The following is a 17,310-nucleotide window of genomic DNA, read 5'->3' on the forward strand; positions in this document are numbered from 1 at the left end:
GACAACCTTAAAAACGTGTCGGAAACTTCGGTGCGTCTGACAGACCATAAGCGCTTATTCAGACAAGAAAAGAAATAAAACGCACCTCATCAAAGCAAGCCTTTGATTTTACGGGTTTAACACCTCAACAAAACTCATGCCGCCCTGTTTCAAGAATCAAGCTCGCTTGAATTCGCTGATACCAGTAGCCATGATCGCCCCCGTCACCAGTGAACGCTGGCAGGAGTCTGGGTCCCTCTCCGGGTTGACCCAGCCACGCAGACGGGGCAGAGCAAGCTCAGTTGCGTGTCGATTGAAGCCGCCTTCGGGCGGCTTTGCTTTTTATGAGGTCTGGCTAGCTGCACATGCCGCCTTGCTTGTCTATGCCGAGCCCGACGAAGTGATCGCCGTGAGCAGAAAGAATTTCGCCACCTCACCGGTATCGATTCGTGCAGCAAGCGTTCCGTCGATATGGACAGCGACATAGCAGTCGCGACCCGGGAACCCCGTGTCTCGAGTCACGACTACGGTTCCGTATGTCTCTTTCGGCTTTGCGGAGAAGGCAAGGATCGGTCTTTCGGAACCGGCTTCGCTTCGCCTGGAGAAACTGGCGACGTAGAACACCCCGCCAGCAAAGCAATAGCTACCGCGCCTACGAACAATCTCATGGGTTCCCCCCTACGGAAGATGGACCCAAGATATCGGACACGGAGCGCACGGCAGGACCGCAAGCTGTCGCTTGTGAATGCTTGCAAAAGTCCCACCACGGGACTACATTCTCATCCATGAGAATTATCGCCATCAGTCATCTGAAAGCCTTCTGGGAGAAATACCCAGATTCCGAACAGCAGCTTAAGGCTTGGCTTGACGATGCCAAAAAAGCCACTTGGACCACCCCAAACGACATCAAGGCGCAATACGGTAACGCAAGCATTCTCAAGAGTCGCCGCGTGGTGTTCAACATCAAGGGTAACGACTACCGCCTGGTGGTCGCCATTGCCTACCGCTTCGGCGCTGTGTACATCAAGTTTGTCGGCACTCATCGTCGGTACGATGAGATCGACGCAAACACCGTGGAAATGGAGTAATCACCATGAACATTCGCCCAATCCGCACCGATGACGAATACCGGGTAGCTCTCAAAGAGATCTCTCCCCTGTTTGAGAATGAGCCTGAACCTGGCACCCCGGAAGGCGATGCTTTTGAAGTCATGGTCACTCTGATCGAGGCATACGAAGCCAAGCATTTCCCGGTGGATCTGCCTGACCCAATTGAAGCCATCAAGTTTCGCATGGAGCAATCCGGACTCACCGCGGCCGATCTGGCTCCCGCTATCGGAAAAACGAACCGCGTATACGAGGTGCTCAACCGTAAACGCTCGTTAACTCTGCCCATGATCTGGAAGCTTCACGATATGTTCGGCATTCCAGCAGAAAGCCTGATAAAGCCAGTAAAAGCTGCCTGATACTAGCCCGGCCCGCCGGGCTTTTTATGTCTTCCAGAAACGACAAAGCCCACATCTGCGGGCTTTGTCGTTAGGGTAAGGATCAGAAAATGGATGTGATCTCGATGATCGCAAATTGTTGACCTTCTGGATCCCTTTCCGGGTTGACCCAGCCACGCAGGCGGGGCAGAGCAAGCTCAACTGCGTGTCGATTGAAGCCGCCTTCGGGCGGCTTTGCTTTTTATGAGGATAGGGATGTACCCGCACTAAGCCAGCCCCAGAGTCTGATATTGGGGCGCAAAAGACAGGCAAGAAAAAGCCGAACTTTCGCTCGGCTTCAAGAATAGACAGGGCCAGTAGGCCCTCATGAAACATCAACAACCAAAAGGTTGGGGGGTTAGCCGCTGCCTAACCATCCCATTACTTACCCTTTACGGGCTGACCATGGGCGGTGCTACGCGGACCTCATCTGGATTTAACGAGCGGGGAGGCTCATGCACACTCGTGGCAAACATTAGAGAAGGGTGTACATCTTGTAAAGCCCATCATAAGGCTAGGTCCGCCTTGCAATGCCAACTACACACATCCCGCAACAGCTTGCCGTTGAAGTGCCATATTAACCGCCTAACATCAGCTTGGCCGTTACACCTATGTCGCAGCCCTGCCCTGTGGAATGAGCCAGTGGGAGCAAAGCTTGCTCGCGATGAACGATGGCACAGTGTTGCAGTTGAACCGTGTCGCCTGTATCGCGAGCAAGCTTTGCTCCCACAAGCTCGCTCCCACAGGTTTTGTAGCGCATCAACCTGGGCCGCCGCGAAACCGTCCGGTCATGGCATAATCCTTCACCTTTTATTTCTAGCACCTGCAAAGGGGGCAGTTCCTTGACCGATTCAAGCAAAACGTTGCACCTTTTCGGCATCAAAGCCTGTGACACGATGAAAAAGGCGCGCACCTGGCTCGATGATCACGCTGTGCATTACGATTTTCATGACTACAAGACCGCCGGCATCGACCGTGAGCACCTGACCCAATGGTGCGACGAGCATGGCTGGCAAGTGGTGTTGAACCGTGCCGGTACGACCTTTCGCAAACTCGACGACGAACGCAAAGCCGATCTCGACCAGACGAAAGCCATCGAACTGATGCTCGCCCAACCCTCGATGATCAAGCGCCCGGTGCTCGATCTCGGTGACCGAACCCTGATTGGCTTCAAGCCAGATATTTATGCGGCAGAGATCAAGTAAGCCTGCCCAGTCCATTTTGTAGAGGTAATTTCATGTCCACTACCCTGTTCAGCCTGGCCTTCGGCGTCGGCACCCAAAACCGTGAAGGCGCCTGGCTGGAGGTGTTCTACGCACAGCCGATGCTCAAGCCGTCGGCTGAGATCGTTGCCGCTATCGCGCCGATCCTGGGCTACAGCGAAGGCAACCAGGCCATCACCTTCACCACCGCCCAGGCTTCGCAGTTGGCTGAGGCACTGCGCAACGTCGATGCCGCGCAAGCCAAGCTGCTGACCCGCCTGGCCGAAAGCCACAAGCCACTGGTCGCCACCTTGCTGGCCGAAGATGCCCAACTGAGCTCCACGCCTGAGGCCTACCTCAAGCTGCACCTGTTGTCCCATCGCCTGGTCAAGCCCCACGGCCTGAACCTGGCCGGCATTTTCCCGCTGCTGCCGAACGTGGCCTGGACCAGCCAGGGCGCGATCGACCTGGCCGAACTGGCCGAGCACCAGCTCGAAGCCCGCTTGCGCGGCGAGCTGCTGGAAGTGTTCTCGGTGGATAAATTCCCGAAAATGACCGACTACGTGGTCCCGGCCGGCGTGCGTATCGCCGATGCCGCGCGCCTGCGCCTGGGCGCCTACGTGGGCGAAGGCACCACGGTCATGCACGAAGGTTTCGTCAACTTCAATGCCGGCACCGAAGGCCCGGGCATGATCGAAGGCCGTGTCTCGGCGGGCGTGTTCGTCGGCAAGGGCTCGGACCTGGGCGGCGGTTGCTCGACCATGGGCACCCTGTCGGGCGGCGGCAACATTGTGATCAAGGTGGGCGAAGGCTGCCTGATCGGCGCCAACGCCGGTATCGGTATCCCGTTGGGCGACCGCAACACCGTGGAGTCGGGCCTGTACGTGACCGCCGGCACCAAAGTGAAGCTGCTGGACGAAAACAACCAACTGGTCAAAGTGGTCAAGGCCCGCGACCTGGCCGGCCAGCCCGACTTGTTGTTCCGTCGCAACTCCGAAACCGGTGCAGTGGAATGCAAGACGCATAAGTCGGCCATCGAGCTGAACGAAGCACTGCACGCTCACAACTAAGCTTCACTCCCTCACCTGTGGGGGCGAGCTTTTTTTGTGGGAACTGAGCTTGCTCGCGATGGCAGCGACACGGTTTACCGCGAGACCGTGTCATCGTTCATCGCGAGCAAGCTTGGCTCCCACAAATAAAAGCCCGCTCCCACAGGGTCCGGCGTAACTCCAGCAGGGCCCGAAAGCATGTTGATCCAATCCCCTTGGCGCGCCGACTTCCCGGCCATCGCCGCCCTGCAACGGCAAGGCCAGACCTACCTGGACAGCGCCGCCACCACGCAAAAAACCCAAGCCCTGCTGGACGCCCTGACGCACTATTACGCTAACGGCACGGCCAACGTGCACCGTGCGCAACATTTGCCCGGAGCGCTGGCCACCCAGGCATTCGAAGACAGTCGCCTCAAGGTTTCGCAATGGCTCAACGCGAGGGACTGCGGACAGATCGTTTTCACCCACGGCGCCACTTCGGCGTTGAACCTGCTCGCCTACGGACTGGAACATCTGTTCAACCCTGACGATGAAATTGTTGTCAGCGCCCTGGAACATCACGCCAACCTGTTGCCTTGGCAGCAACTGGCCGAGCGTCGCGCGTTGAAGCTCGTAGTGCTGCCGCTGGATGCCGATGGGGTGATCGATACCAATGCCGCCGCCGAGCTGATCGGGCCGCGCACGCGCTTGTTGGCCGTGAGCCAGTTATCCAACGTCCTCGGCACCTGGCAGCCATTGCCGGCATTGCTGGCGATGGCCAAGGCGCAAGATGCGCTGACGGTGATCGATGGCGCCCAGGGTGTCGTCCATGGCCGCCACGATGTGGAGGCACTGGGCTGCGACTTCTATGTATTTTCCAGTCACAAGCTGTACGGCCCCGAAGGCCTGGGGGCGTTGTTCGGTCGCACCGAAGCGCTCAGCAAACTGCGTCACTGGCAATTTGGCGGCGAAATGGTCCAGCAAGCCGATTACCACAGCGCCACCTTCCGCCCGGCGCCGCTGGGTTTCGAGGCCGGCACACCGCCCATTGCCAGCGTGATTGGCCTGGGGGCGACACTCGACTACCTGTCCGGTCTCGACGGGCAAGCGGTCATCGACCATGAAACAGCGTTGCACGACTATTTGATTAGCGGCCTGCTGGCGCGCAACGGCGTGCGCCTGGTCGGCAACCCACGCCTGGCCCTGGTCAGCTTCGTGGTCGAAGGTATCCACAACGCCGACCTGGCGCACCTGCTGACCGAGCAAGGCATCGCTGTGCGCGCCGGGCATCACTGCGCAATGCCGCTGTTCAAGCATTTGAAGCTGTCCGGGGCGATTCGGGTGTCGCTGGCGCTGTACAACGACTCCGCCGATCTCGAACGTTTCTTCGAAGCCCTGGACCAGGCCTTGGAGATGCTGCGATGAGCCTGCCCGCCGACGCCCTCACCGCGTTGCAGGTTTTCCAGGAAGCCTCCGGCTGGGAACAACGCGCCCGGCTGCTGATGCAATGGGGCGAACGCCTGCCGCCCCTGAGCGATGCGGACAAGTGCGAGGCCAACCTCGTCCACGGCTGTGAGAGCCAGGTGTGGCTGGTGGGTCGCTTGCACGACGGGCACTGGCAGTTCTCCGCCAGCAGCGATGCGCGGGTGATCCGGGGGTTGGTGGCGTTGTTGCTGGCGCGGGTCAATGGCTTGTCCGCTGACGAGTTGCAGCAGGTGGATTTGCCGGATTGGTTCAATCAGTTGGGGTTGTCGCGACAGCTGTCGCCGTCGCGCAGCAATGGGTTGAATGCGGTGTTGAAGCGGATGCGCGAGTTGACGCAATAACTGTGGCGAGGGAGCTTGCTCCCGCTTGAGTGCGAAGCGCTCATGAAAATGGGGACTGCTGCGCAGTCCAGCGGGAGCAAGCTCCCTCGCCACAGGCTCACCACTCCCTTAGTGAGCAGCGTTGCATTACTGACCGGGCTTGACCCGATCCGCCGGCCGTCGCACACCCGCCACGATCTTATCCACAGCCTTGGTCGCCGCGACCATGCCGAACGTCGCCGTGACCATCATCACCGCGCCAAACCCACCCGCGCAGTCGAGCTTGACGCCGTCACCGACAAAACTCTTCTGCAAGCAAATGCTGCCGTCCGGCTTCGGGTAGCGCAGTTGTTCGGTAGAGAACACGCAAGGCACGCTGTAGTGGCGGGTCACGGTGCGGGAAAAGCCGTAGTCGCGGCGCAAGGTGGAGCGCACCTTGGAGGCCAGTGGATCGTTGAACGTACGGTTCAAGTCGCAGACCTGGATCAGCGTCGGGTCGATCTGCCCACCCGCGCCGCCGGTGGTGATGATCTGGATCTTGCGGCGCTTGCACCAGGCGATCAGCGCGGCCTTGGCGTTGACGCTGTCGATGCAGTCGATCACGCAATCGATGTTCGGCGTGATGTACTCGGCCATGGTGTCGCGGGTGACGAAGTCCGCCACCGCGTGCACCGTGCAGTCGGGGTTGATCCCGCGCAACCGCTCGGCCATGACCTCGACCTTGGGCTTGCCGACGGTGCTGTCCAGGGCGTGCAACTGACGGTTCGCGTTGCTCACGCAGACATCGTCCAGGTCGAACAGCGAAATCTCGCCCACGCCGCAACGGGCAATGGCTTCCGCCGCCCAGGACCCGACACCGCCGACGCCGACAATCGCCACATGGGCCGCCCGCAGGCGCTCCAGGCCTTCGATGCCATACAAACGGGCGATGCCGGCAAACCGTGGATCTTCTGTACTCATGACCATTACCCCAAAAACCGGCGCGCATTATAGGGCTTTGTCGCGGCAATTTAAGCAAAACCTCTGTGGGATTTGTGTTCCAACCGACCAGCACCAGGGGCCCATGGTGGTCGTTTTGCTATAAGATAACCGCCATTTTGTAAGCGTCGGCCGAATACCATCCAACGGTCGAACTCAGGACCTGTGGGAGCGGGCTTGCTCGCGAAGGCGTCATCACTGACGCTAAGAGCTTCGCGAGCAAGCCCGCTCCCACATGGACTGCGATCTCCTTTCCAGCTTCCGGAGTTTTCCATGACGGCCCACGCCGACCTCTCGCCGACCCTGCAACTCGCCTGCGACCTGATCCGCCGTCCGTCCGTGACGCCGGTGGATGCCGATTGCCAGAAAATCATGATGCAGCGCCTGGGCGAGGCCGGTTTCAAGCTCGAGCCGATGCGCATCGAGGATGTGGATAACTTCTGGGCCAGCCATGGCAAGCATGACGGCCCGGTGCTGTGCTTCGCCGGGCACACCGACGTGGTGCCGACCGGTCCGGTGCAGGCTTGGCAACTCGACCCGTTCGATGCGCTCATCGACGAACAGGGCATGCTCTGCGGTCGTGGCGCGGCGGACATGAAAGGCAGCCTGGCGGCCATGGTCGTGGCGGCCGAGCGGTTCGTCGCCGACTACCCGGACCACAAGGGCTCGCTGACTTTCCTGATCACCAGCGATGAAGAAGGCCCGGCCCACCACGGCACCAAAGCCGTGGTCGAACGCCTCAAGGCCCGCCAGGAACGCCTGGACTGGTGCATCGTCGGCGAGCCGTCGAGCACCACGTTGGTGGGCGACGTGGTCAAGAATGGCCGGCGCGGCTCCCTCGGCGCGAAGCTGACCGTGCGCGGCAAGCAAGGCCACGTGGCTTATCCACACCTGGCGAAGAACCCGATCCATCTGGCCGCGCCGGCCCTGGCTGAATTGGCGGCCGAGCATTGGGACCACGGCAACGATTTCTTCCCGCCGACCAGTTTCCAGATTTCCAACCTCAATTCCGGCACCGGTGCGACCAACGTGATCCCCGGTGACCTGGAAGCGGTGTTCAATTTCCGTTTCTCCACCGAATCCACCGTCGAAGGCCTGCAACAACGCGTCGCCGATATCCTTGACAAGCATCAACTGGACTGGCACATCGACTGGGCCTTGTCCGGCCTGCCATTCCTCACTGAGCCGGGTGCCTTGCTGGACGCCGTGTCGTCGAGCATCAAGGACGTGACCGGACGCGAAACCAAAGCCTCCACCAGCGGCGGCACGTCCGACGGTCGTTTCATCGCCACCATGGGCACGCAAGTGGTAGAACTGGGGCCGGTCAACGCGACCATCCATCAGGTCAACGAACGTGTGCTGGCCGCCGATCTCGACGTGCTCACCGAGATCTACTACAAGACGCTGATCAAGTTGCTCGCCTGATGCTTGCCTGTCCGATCTGCAGTGAGCCGCTGAACGCGGCGGACACCGGCGTGGTGTGCCCGGCCGGGCATCGGTTCGACCGTGCGCGGCAGGGTTACCTGAACCTGCTGCCGGTGCAGCACAAGAACAGCCGCGACCCTGGCGACAACCAGGCGATGGTCGAAGCTCGCCGCGACTTTCTCAACGCCGGGCATTACGCCCCGGTCGCCCGGCGCCTGGCCGAGCTGGCCGCCGAACGTGCGCCTGGGCGCTGGCTCGACATCGGTTGCGGTGAAGGCTACTACACCGCGCAAATTGCCGAAGCGCTGCCCAATGCCGATGGCTATGCCCTGGACATCTCTCGCGAAGCGGTCAAACGAGCCTGCAAGCGTAACCCGCAACTGACCTGGTTGATCGCCAGCATGGCCCGGGTGCCGCTGGCGGACGGCTGTTGCCAGTTCCTGGCCAGCGTTTTCAGCCCGCTGGACTGGCAGGAGGCCAAGCGCTTGCTCAGCCCCGGCGGCGGACTGATGAAAGTCGGCCCTACCGCCGGCCACCTGATGGAATTGCGCGAGCGTCTATACGACGAAGTGCGCGAATACACCGACGACAAGCACCTGGCCCTGGTACCACCGGGCATGGAGCTGGATCACAGCGAAACCCTCGAATTCACACTGGTGCTCACCGATGGCCAGGACCGCGCCAACCTGCTGGCGATGACGCCCCATGGCTGGCGCGCCAGTGCCGAACGCCGTGCCAGCGTGATCGAGCAGGCCGAGCCGTTCGAAGTCACGGTGTCGATGCGCTACGATTATTTCATTCTTCAATAATGACCTTTTGGCCTCGGGCAATCGCCTGGGGCCAGTTAAATCCGCGAATGGATTTTTCAAGACCGCAGCGAGGACATCCATGCGCCAACCCGATATCGAGATTTACCTGAAGGACGCCGACGTCGACCACAAGGCCATTGCCCACTGGCTCGGCCAGGCCCTGGGCCCTTGCAGCGACTGGGTACAGAAAGGCCAGACCTACAAGTGCAAGGCTGGCAACATCCCGGTGACCTGGCTGCCGAAGGCCGTGGGCAAATGGAACAGCCTGTACCTGGAAAGCGACCAGACCCCGTGGGAAGACGACATCGCCTGCGCCCGCGCCGCCTTCGCCGCGCTGAACGTCGAAGTGCGCTGCGCGCCTGGCTCCTGGGTGGAAGAGGAAGGGGAAGAATCGGCGGACCGCTGGATTCGCATCAGCGCCGATGGGGAAGAAGAGATTACCTGGAAGACGGCGTGACCCTAGTCTCAGGTCCAACCTGAACCTAAATGTGGGAGCGGGCTTGCTCGCGAAAGCGGTATATCAGGCAATATTTTCATTGGCTGACACACCGCTTTCGCGAGCAAGCCCGCTCCCACAAGGGATTTGCGGTGACTGCAAGAACGGGTTACAACCCCACCACATCCTCAGCCTGCAAGCCCTTCTGCCCTTCCACCACCGCGTACTCGACCTGCTGGCCTTCAGTCAGTGAACGGTGGCCTTCGCCGCGAATCGCGCGGTAATGCACGAATACATCCGCGCTGCCTTCACGCTGGATGAAGCCGTAACCCTTCGCATCGTTGAACCACTTCACACTGCCGGTTTCCCGTGCTGCCATGATGCTCACTCCCATCTCTTATTATTAAGTCGGCTTTTCTTGCCCGACTGCAAAAGGCAAAGCCGTACGAACCCAAGCCACCGTCCGGCCGTCCATGGAGAAGACCGGAGCAGTAACCGGCCGAGTATATGACACCCGGAAAAACTCTCAACTGACTTTACTTCGGCGCTTTTTTGCCGATTTTCGATGAATCCGGCACACTAGCGAGCCCGAGCAGCCGCTCGGTTTTATCCACTCATGCAGAAGCCGTATGACCCGCTCCCCGTTCCGCCGTCTTGTGTTTGGCACCCTGCGCCGACTGTTGTACCTCTGGGTTCGCTCCGAGACGATCAACCAGTCGTCCTTCACCCTCAACCTCGACCGCAGTCGTCCGGTGTTCTACGTCCTGCAAGATCCCTCGCTCACCGACCTGGCGGTGCTCGACACCGAATGCACCAAGGCCGGCCTGCCCCGTCCGGTGCTCCCGGTCTCGGTGGGCAACCTGCTGGAGCCGGCGGCGTTTTTCTACCTGACGCCAGCGCCAGACTGGATCGGGCGCCAGGACAAGCGCGGTGCGCCGCCCACCCTGACGCGGCTGGTCGACGCCCTGACCCACAACGCCGCCGAAGATGCACAGATCATCCCGGTCAGCGTGTTCTGGGGGCAGTCGCCGGACAGCGAATCCAGCCCCTGGAAGCTGTTGTTTGCCGACAGCTGGGCCGTCACCGGGCGCCTGCGTCGCCTGCTGAGCATCATGATCCTGGGGCGCAAGACCCGCGTGCAATTCTCCGCGCCGATCCACCTGCGCGAATTGATCGAACACGACAAGGGCCACGAACGCACCGTGCGCATGGCCCAGCGGATTCTGCGGGTGCACTTCCGCAATCTGAAGGCGGCGGTCATCGGCCCTGACATTTCCCACCGACGCCACTTGGTCAAGGGCCTGTTGAACCAGCCGCTGGTCAAGCAGGCGATTGCCGAGGAAGCCGAGCGGGAAAAGATCTCCCCGGAAAAAGCCAAGGCCCAGGCCCTGCGCTACGGCAACGAAATTGCCTCGGACTACACCTACACCGCGATCCGTTTCCTGGAAGTGGTGCTGAGCTGGTTCTGGAACAAGATCTACGACGGCATCAAGGTCAACCACATCGAAGGCGTGCAGAACGTCGCCCAGGGCCACGAAGTCATCTATGTGCCGTGCCACCGCAGCCACATCGACTACCTGCTGCTGTCATACCTGCTGTTTCGCAACGGCCTGACGCCGCCGCACATCGCTGCCGGCATCAACCTCAACATGCCGGTGATCGGCGGCCTGCTGCGCCGTGGCGGGGCGTTTTTCATGCGCCGCACCTTCAAGGGCAACCCGCTCTACACCGCGGTATTCAACGAATACCTGCACACGCTGTTCACCAAAGGCTTTCCGGTGGAATACTTCGTCGAGGGCGGTCGTTCGCGCACCGGGCGCATGCTGCAACCCAAGACTGGCATGCTCGCCATCACCCTGCGCAGCTTCCTGCGTTCGTCACGCATGCCCATCGTCTTCGTGCCGGTCTACATCGGTTATGAACGGGTATTGGAAGGCCGCACCTACCTGGGCGAACTGCGCGGGGCCAGCAAGAAAAAAGAATCGATCTTCGACATCTTCAAGGTCATCGGCGCCCTCAAGCAGCGCTTCGGCCAGGTGGCGGTGAACTTCGGCGAACCCATCAAGCTGGCGGAATTCCTCGACAGCGAACAACCGGATTGGCGCCAACAGGAATTGGGCCCGCAATTCAAACCGGCCTGGCTCAACGCGACCACCCACCGCCTCGGCGAACGCGTGGCCCGGCACCTGAACGAAGCCGCGGCCATCAACCCGGTCAACCTCGTCGCCCTGGCGCTGCTGTCCACCAGCCGCCTGGCCCTGGACGACCGCGCCATGGCCCGGGTGCTCGACCTGTACCTGGCGTTGTTGCGCAAAGTCCCGTACTCGCCCCATACCACCCTGCCCGAAGGCGATGGCCAAGCGCTGATCAAGCACGTCAAAGGCATGGACCTGCTGTCGGAACAGAGCGATGCCCTGGGCAAGATTCTGTACCTGGACGAGCAGAACGCGGTGCTGATGACCTACTACCGCAACAACGTGCTGCACATCTTCGCCCTGCCGGCGTTGCTGGCGAGCTTCTTCCAGAGCAGCTCGCGCATGAGCCGCGAACAGATCCTGCGCTACACCCATGCGTTGTACCCGTACCTGCAATCGGAGCTGTTCATTCGCTGGTCGCTGGAAGAACTGGACGGCGTGGTCGACCAGTGGCTCGACGCGTTCGTCGAACAGGGCCTGCTGCGTTTCGAAAACGACCTGTACCTGCGTCCGGCGCCAAGTTCGCGGCACTTCGTGCTGCTGACGTTGCTGTCGAAAAGCATCGCCCAGACCTTGCAGCGCTTCTACATGACCGTCTCGCTGCTGCTCAACAGCGGTCAAAACACCGTCAGCGCCGAAGAACTGGAAGACCTCTGCACCGTCATGGCCCAGCGCCTGTCGATCCTGCATGGCCTGAATGCGCCGGAATTCTTCGACAAGAGCCTGTTCCGCCACTTTATCCAGACGATGCTCGACCTCGACGTGCTGCGCCGGGACGAAGCGGGCAAGCTCAGCTATCACGAGCTGCTCGGCGAACTGGCCGAAGGTGCGGCCAAGCGGGTGCTGCCGGCGGAGATTCGTTTGTCGATCCGCCAGGTGGCATTGCATCGCAGTGAAGACGCGGCGGAGGTCGCCGTCAGCCCCGACCTTTGACGCATGCCGATCACTCACCGTGAACAGAGAACGGTTCTGGTGAGTGCATCGGTCGATAGACAGGCGTACTCCGACGTTGCGCAGCGGCCAAAGCGACGTCAAACGGAGAAAAGACCTACAGAGAACTTTGGAGCAGCTCTCTAGGATGGGCTTACGTCAATCTCGACGTATTGAAAAGGAATTCAACTCATGAAACACGCAATCAACGTAACACTGCGTCTGCCAGACGATTATCAAGTCCCACAAACAGGCGCAGGGGACTATGCAATTTCCATCGAAAAAAAGACCGGCCTGCCAGGCGCCTATCCTGCCATCAGCTCCAACGTATTTCCGGCGGGAACACCTCTGGTCTTTTCCTTCCACATCGTTCCCGGTTTCGACCCGGCTGTCCCAGGGGATGAGTTCTCGGCGAAGATGCAAATCAACCATGAAGGCACTGACCTTCTAGCCGATAACGAACACACCTTCATTTGGAATGGAGGCGATCAAGACGTTGAGATCGATCTGAGCCTGGCGCCCTCGTCGGCCAATGAAACTGATCGTTCGATCGCGTCCAACGTCTGAGTCGTTACGTTTCGGCTGGATTTTTAGTGCCGAATCCTCCAGATTCTCTTTGACGCCAGCGTGTTGCTGGCGTCAAAGGAAAGGTACTTCCACATGAAAAAATGTCTTCTGCTTGCATTCACTTCACTGCTGGCCGCGTGCCAATCATCAACGCCACCCGCCGCCTCCGTCGCGAGCCTCGATGGCGAAGTCTTCTATCTGCAACGCATCGCCCTGCCGCCCAACGCCACCTTGAGCGTGAGCCTGCAGGACGTTTCCCTGGCCGACGCTCCCGCGGTGGTGCTCGATGAGCAGCGCGGCCCGGTCAAAGGCCAGGTCCCGTTGCCGTTCCACCTCAGTTATGATCCCAACCAGGTCAAGCCCGGCCATCGTTATGCCGTGAGCGCCCGCATCGAAGTGGACGGCCAGTTGATGTTCATCACCACTGAACAGCATACGGTCCAACTCGATGGCAAAGATCCGCAGCCGTTGAAGATTCGCGTCAACGCCGCACGCTGATTCCTTTTAAATTCCATCAAGGAAGCTGCCATGCTCCGCTCTACCCTTCGTTTCACCGGCCTGTGTGCCGGCCTGTTGATCTGCGCCAATGCCATGGCCCTGTCCCTGGGCGAACTGTCGCAACAAGATGCCACGGGTGGCCTCAAGGACGCCTTGACCCAAGGCGCACAGGTGGCGGTCAAGCAACTGGGCACACCCGGCGGCTTCAGCAACAACCCGGACGTGAAGATCGAACTGCCAGGCAAGCTGGGCAAAGTTGCCAGCAAGATGAAGGCCTTCGGCATGGGCGAGCAGGTCGATCAACTGGAAACCAGCATGAACCAGGCTGCTGAGGCCGCAGTGGTCCAGGCCCAGCCGATCCTGGTCAATGCCGTGAAGAACATGAGCGTGAGCGATGCCAAGGGCATCTTGAGCGGCGGCAACGACTCGGCCACGCAATACCTGAACAAGAGCAGCCGCGAGCAGATCCGCGCCAAGTTCCTGCCCATCGTCAAGCAAGCCACGGACAAGGTCGGCCTGGCCCAACAATACAATGCCTTCGCCGGCCAGGCCGCCACTTTCGGCGTGCTGGATGCCAAGAGCGCCAACATCGAAAACTACGTGACCGAACAGGCGCTGGACGGCTTGTTCGAAATGATCGGCAAGCAGGAAGCCACCATTCGCCAGAACCCGGCGGCTGCGGCGACCAGTTTGGCGAAGAAGGTGTTCGGTACGCTCTAAGCCAAGCGCAAAAACACTGTGGGAGCGAGCCTGCTCGCGATGAATACACCGTCTATCTGACAAACCACAATCCTGTGGCGAGGGAGCTTGCTCCCGCTGGGCTGCGCAGCGGCCCCAAGCTTTTGCGGTTGCTGCGCAACCGAGCGGGAGCAAGCTCCCTCGCCACAGGTTAGGTGTACACCTGTTGATCAGGTTTTCTTGACCCTGAACCACGCCGCATACAACGCTGGCAGGAACAACAGCGTCAACGCCGTGGCCACGATCAGGCCGCCCATGATCGCCACCGCCATCGGCCCGAAGAACAAACTGCGCGACAGCGGGATCATCGCCAGCACCGCCGCCAGTGCGGTGAGCACGATGGGGCGGAAGCGTCGCACCGTGGCTTCGATGATCGCCTGCCAAGGCGCCAGCCCGGCCTTGATGTCCTGCTCGATCTGGTCCACCAGGATCACCGAGTTGCGCATGATCATCCCCGACAGCGCAATGGTGCCCAGCATGGCGACGAAGCCGAACGGCTGGCGGAACACCAGCAGGAACAGCGTGACGCCGATCAATCCCAGGGGCGCCGTAAGGAACACCATGGCCGTGCGTGAGAAGCTGCGCAGTTGCAGCATCAGCAGCGTCAGCACCACCACGATGAACAACGGCACACCGGCATTCACCGATTTCTGGCCACGGGCCGAATCCTCCACCGTACCGCCCACTTCCAGCAGGTAACCGTCCGGCAGCTCGGCGCGAATCGGGTCCAGGGTCGGGAAGATCTGTTGCACCAGGGTTGCCGGTTGTTCCTTGCCGTAGATATCGGCCCGCACGGTCACGCTCGGCAGCCGATTGCGGTGCCAGATCACGCCCTCCTCGAAACCGTATTCCAACGTCGCGATCTGCGACAAGGCAACACTCTTGCCGTTGTCGGTCGGCACTGCCAGGCTCGGCAGCAACGACAACTCGGTGCGCTCATGCACCGTACCGCGCAGCAAAATCTCGATCAATTCATTGTCTTCCCGGTACTGGCTGACGCTGGAGCCGGTGAGGGAGCTGCGCAGGAAACTCGCCAGGTGGGTGGTGCTGACACCCAGGGCCCGGGCGCGGTCCTGGTCAACGTTGAGGTACACCACCTTGCTCGGCTCCTCCCAGTCCAGATGCACGTTGACCACGTAGGGGTTTTCGCGAACTTTTGTCGCCACTTTCCGCGCCAGGGCCCGGACTTCTTCGATGTGCTCACCCGTGACGCGGAACTGCACCGGATAGCCGACCGGCGGGCCGTTTTCCAGGCGCGTGACCCGCGAGCGCAGGGTCGGAAATTGCTCGTTCAGGGTCGAAATCAACCAACTGCGCAACGGCTCGCGATCTTCGATGGTCTTGGCCAGCACCACGAACTGGGCGAAGCTGGAGGCCGGCAGCTGTTGGTCCAACGGCAGGTAGAAACGCGGTGAACCGGTGCCGACGTAGGCTACGTAATTGTCGATGCCGGCATGGTCCTTGAGCAGCGCTTCCAGGCGCTTGACCTGTTCGGCGGTGTTGCTCAGGGAGGCGCCTTCCTGCAGTTTCAAGTCGACCATCAGTTCCAGCCGCCCCGATGCCGGAAAGAACTGCTGCGGCACGAAACGGAACAACGCCACCGAGCCGACAAACAACAGCACGGTCAGCAGGATGACGGTTTTGCGCCGACGCACGCACCACTCCACCATCCGCCGGACACGCTGATAGAACGGCGTGCCGTAAGGGTCGGTCTGGCCGTCAGTCGTGCCATGTTTGGCCGCGTGAATTTTCGCCAGGTCCGGCAGGAGTTTTTCCCCCAGGTACGGTACGAACACCACGGCAGCCACCCAAGAGGCCAGCAATGCCAGTGTCACCACCTGGAAAATCGAGCGGGTGTATTCGCCGGTGCCCGATTGCGCGGTGGCGATCGGCAGGAAGCCCGCCGCCGTAATCAAGGTACCGGTGAGCATCGGGAATGCGGTGCTGGTCCAGGCGAAGCTGGCCGCCTTGATCCGGTCGAAACCCTGCTCCATCTTGATCGCCATCATCTCCACCGCAATGATCGCGTCGTCCACCAGCAACCCCAGGGCCAACACCAGCGCACCGAGGGAAATCTTGTGCAGGCCGATCCCCAGGTAATACATGGCGGCGAAGGTCATCGCCAACACCAGCGGAATCGCCAGGGCCACCACCATCCCGGTGCGCAACCCGAGGGAGAAGAAGCTCACCAGCAACACGATCGTCAGGGCTTCCACCAGCACCTGGACGAACTCACCGACCCCGGTCTTTACCGCCGCCGGCTGGTCCGACACCTTGTGCAATTGCATGCCGGCCGGCAGTGAGTTCTGGAGGCGAGCAAAGTCGACCTCAAGGGCCTTGCCCAGAATCAGGATATCCCCGCCTTGCTTCATCGCCACGGCCAGGCCAATGGCGTCCTCGCCCATGAAGCGCATGCGGGGCGCTGGCGGGTCGTTGAAACCGCGGCGCACGTCCGCCAGGTCGCTGATACGGAACGTCCGGTCGCCGACCCGGATCGGGAAGTTGCGGATCTCCTCCACGGTCTGGAAATTCCCCGAGACCCGTAGCTGCAAACGCTCGCTGCCGGTTTCGAAGAAGCCGGCGGTGGAAACCGTGTTCTGCTCTTCAAGGGCCTGCTGGACCGCCGCCAAGGGCAGGCCGAGGGTCGCCAGCTTAACGTTCGACAACTCGATCCAGATCTTCTCGTCCTGCAAACCGATCAGTTCGACCTTGCCCACATCCTTGACCCGCTGCAGCTGGAGCTGGATGCGATCGGCGTAGTCCTTGAGCACGGCATAGTCGAAGCCTTCGCCAGTCAGCGCGTAGATATTGCCGAAGGTGGTGCCGAATTCATCGTTGAAGAACGGCCCCTGGACATCCGGCGGCAAGGTGTGGCGAATGTCGCCGATCTTCTTGCGCAACTGATACCACAGCTCGGGAATCTGCGCCGAATGCATGGAATCACGCGCCGCGAAAGTCACCTGGGATTCCCCCGGGCGGGAGAACGAGACGATCTTTTCGTAATCGCCGGTTTCCATCAGCTTCTTTTCGATACGCTCGGTGACTTGGCGCGACACTTCCTCGGCCGTCGCTCCCGGCCACACGGTGCGAATGACCATGGCCTTGAAGGTGAACGGCGGATCCTCGCTCTGGCCGAGCTTGGTGTAGGAAAGCGCCCCGACGATGGCCAGCAACAGCATCAGGAACAGTACGATCTGGCGGTTACGCAACGCCCATTCGGAAAGATTGAAACCCATT

16 protein-coding genes are annotated in these 17,310 nt (G+C 60.8%); 13 read left to right on the top strand and 3 right to left on the bottom strand.

The genetic code is table 11. The features are described 5' to 3' along the window. Positions 1-764 precede the first annotated feature (764 nt). The 6 genes from J3P88_RS24580 to J3P88_RS24605 all read left to right on the top strand — a co-directional run bounded on the left by J3P88_RS24580 (position 765) and on the right by J3P88_RS24605 (position 5,518). Positions 765-1,067 (top strand): type II toxin-antitoxin system HigB family toxin, encoded by a 303-nt coding sequence (locus J3P88_RS24580; protein WP_434572096.1) that lies wholly within the window; start codon positions 765-767, stop codon positions 1,065-1,067. A 5-nt stretch (positions 1,068-1,072) separates the two neighbouring features. Continuing rightward, complete coding sequence (locus J3P88_RS24585) at positions 1,073-1,444, top strand: helix-turn-helix domain-containing protein (protein ID WP_434572098.1); 372 nt, start codon at positions 1,073-1,075, stop codon at positions 1,442-1,444. 914 nt (positions 1,445-2,358) lie between these two features. Next, positions 2,359-2,667 (top strand): arsenate reductase, encoded by a 309-nt coding sequence (locus J3P88_RS24590; protein WP_238349422.1) that lies wholly within the window; start codon positions 2,359-2,361, stop codon positions 2,665-2,667. A 32-nt stretch (positions 2,668-2,699) separates the two neighbouring features. After that, positions 2,700-3,734 carry a 2,3,4,5-tetrahydropyridine-2,6-dicarboxylate N-succinyltransferase gene (gene dapD / locus J3P88_RS24595; protein WP_186705492.1) on the top strand — a complete coding sequence of 345 codons (1,035 nt, stop codon included), beginning with the start codon at positions 2,700-2,702 and terminating at the stop codon, positions 3,732-3,734. A 177-nt stretch (positions 3,735-3,911) separates the two neighbouring features. Further along, positions 3,912-5,117: an aminotransferase class V-fold PLP-dependent enzyme gene (locus J3P88_RS24600; RefSeq protein ID WP_434572100.1), complete on the top strand. Its 1,206-nt coding sequence runs from the start codon at positions 3,912-3,914 to the stop codon at positions 5,115-5,117. Continuing rightward, a complete protein-coding gene (locus J3P88_RS24605) occupies positions 5,114-5,518 on the top strand; it encodes a SufE family protein (protein WP_434572102.1) in 405 nt (134 codons plus the stop codon). The genes J3P88_RS24600 and J3P88_RS24605 overlap by 4 nt, the downstream gene beginning before the upstream one ends. Positions 5,519-5,644: 126 nt before the next feature. Here the strand turns inward: J3P88_RS24605 and tcdA are convergent, their stop codons facing one another. After that, positions 5,645-6,463, bottom strand: a complete 819-nt coding sequence (gene tcdA, locus J3P88_RS24610; protein WP_030139502.1) for a tRNA cyclic N6-threonylcarbamoyladenosine(37) synthase TcdA — start codon at positions 6,461-6,463, stop codon at positions 5,645-5,647. Positions 6,464-6,748: 285 nt separating this feature from the next. Here tcdA and dapE point away from each other — a divergent pair, with 285 nt between their 5' ends. From dapE to J3P88_RS24625, 3 genes are all read left to right on the top strand, one after another. Continuing rightward, positions 6,749-7,900, top strand: coding sequence for a succinyl-diaminopimelate desuccinylase (dapE, locus tag J3P88_RS24615; RefSeq protein WP_434572105.1), 1,152 nt, complete (start codon positions 6,749-6,751; stop codon positions 7,898-7,900). After that, complete coding sequence (locus J3P88_RS24620; protein ID WP_186705488.1) at positions 7,900-8,709, top strand: putative RNA methyltransferase; 810 nt, start codon at positions 7,900-7,902, stop codon at positions 8,707-8,709. The genes dapE and J3P88_RS24620 overlap by 1 nt, the downstream gene beginning before the upstream one ends. Positions 8,710-8,788: 79 nt before the next feature. Continuing rightward, entirely contained in the window at positions 8,789-9,166 is a 378-nt protein-coding gene (locus tag J3P88_RS24625; RefSeq protein WP_186705487.1) for a hypothetical protein, read from the top strand. 148 nt (positions 9,167-9,314) lie between these two features. Here the strand turns inward: J3P88_RS24625 and J3P88_RS24630 are convergent, their stop codons facing one another. Further along, positions 9,315-9,524: a cold shock domain-containing protein gene (locus J3P88_RS24630; RefSeq protein WP_207965472.1), complete on the bottom strand. Its 210-nt coding sequence runs from the start codon at positions 9,522-9,524 to the stop codon at positions 9,315-9,317. Between the two features lie 250 nt (positions 9,525-9,774). On the opposite strand from J3P88_RS24630, the gene plsB reads away from it, so the two are divergent. The 4 genes from plsB to J3P88_RS24650 all read left to right on the top strand — a co-directional run bounded on the left by plsB (position 9,775) and on the right by J3P88_RS24650 (position 14,055). After that, a complete protein-coding gene (gene plsB, locus J3P88_RS24635; RefSeq protein WP_434572108.1) occupies positions 9,775-12,273 on the top strand; it encodes a glycerol-3-phosphate 1-O-acyltransferase PlsB in 2,499 nt (832 codons plus the stop codon). Positions 12,274-12,462: 189 nt separating this feature from the next. Then, a complete protein-coding gene (locus tag J3P88_RS24640) occupies positions 12,463-12,837 on the top strand; it encodes a hypothetical protein (RefSeq protein WP_434572110.1) in 375 nt (124 codons plus the stop codon). Between the two features lie 93 nt (positions 12,838-12,930). Continuing rightward, on the top strand, positions 12,931-13,335 hold the full coding sequence (locus J3P88_RS24645; RefSeq protein ID WP_434572111.1) for a YbaY family lipoprotein: 405 nt from the start codon (positions 12,931-12,933) through the stop codon (positions 13,333-13,335). A gap of 30 nt (positions 13,336-13,365) precedes the next feature. Then, positions 13,366-14,055 (top strand): DUF4197 domain-containing protein, encoded by a 690-nt coding sequence (locus J3P88_RS24650; protein ID WP_434572112.1) that lies wholly within the window; start codon positions 13,366-13,368, stop codon positions 14,053-14,055. A 188-nt stretch (positions 14,056-14,243) separates the two neighbouring features. Here J3P88_RS24650 and J3P88_RS24655 read toward each other — a convergent pair whose 3' ends face one another. Further along, positions 14,244-17,309 (bottom strand): efflux RND transporter permease subunit, encoded by a 3,066-nt coding sequence (locus J3P88_RS24655; protein WP_434572114.1) that lies wholly within the window; start codon positions 17,307-17,309, stop codon positions 14,244-14,246. Position 17,310 lies beyond the last annotated feature (1 nt).

Source organism: Pseudomonas sp. Z3-6, from assembly GCF_051131985.1.
GTDB lineage: Bacteria > Pseudomonadota > Gammaproteobacteria > Pseudomonadales > Pseudomonadaceae > Aquipseudomonas > Aquipseudomonas zanjanensis.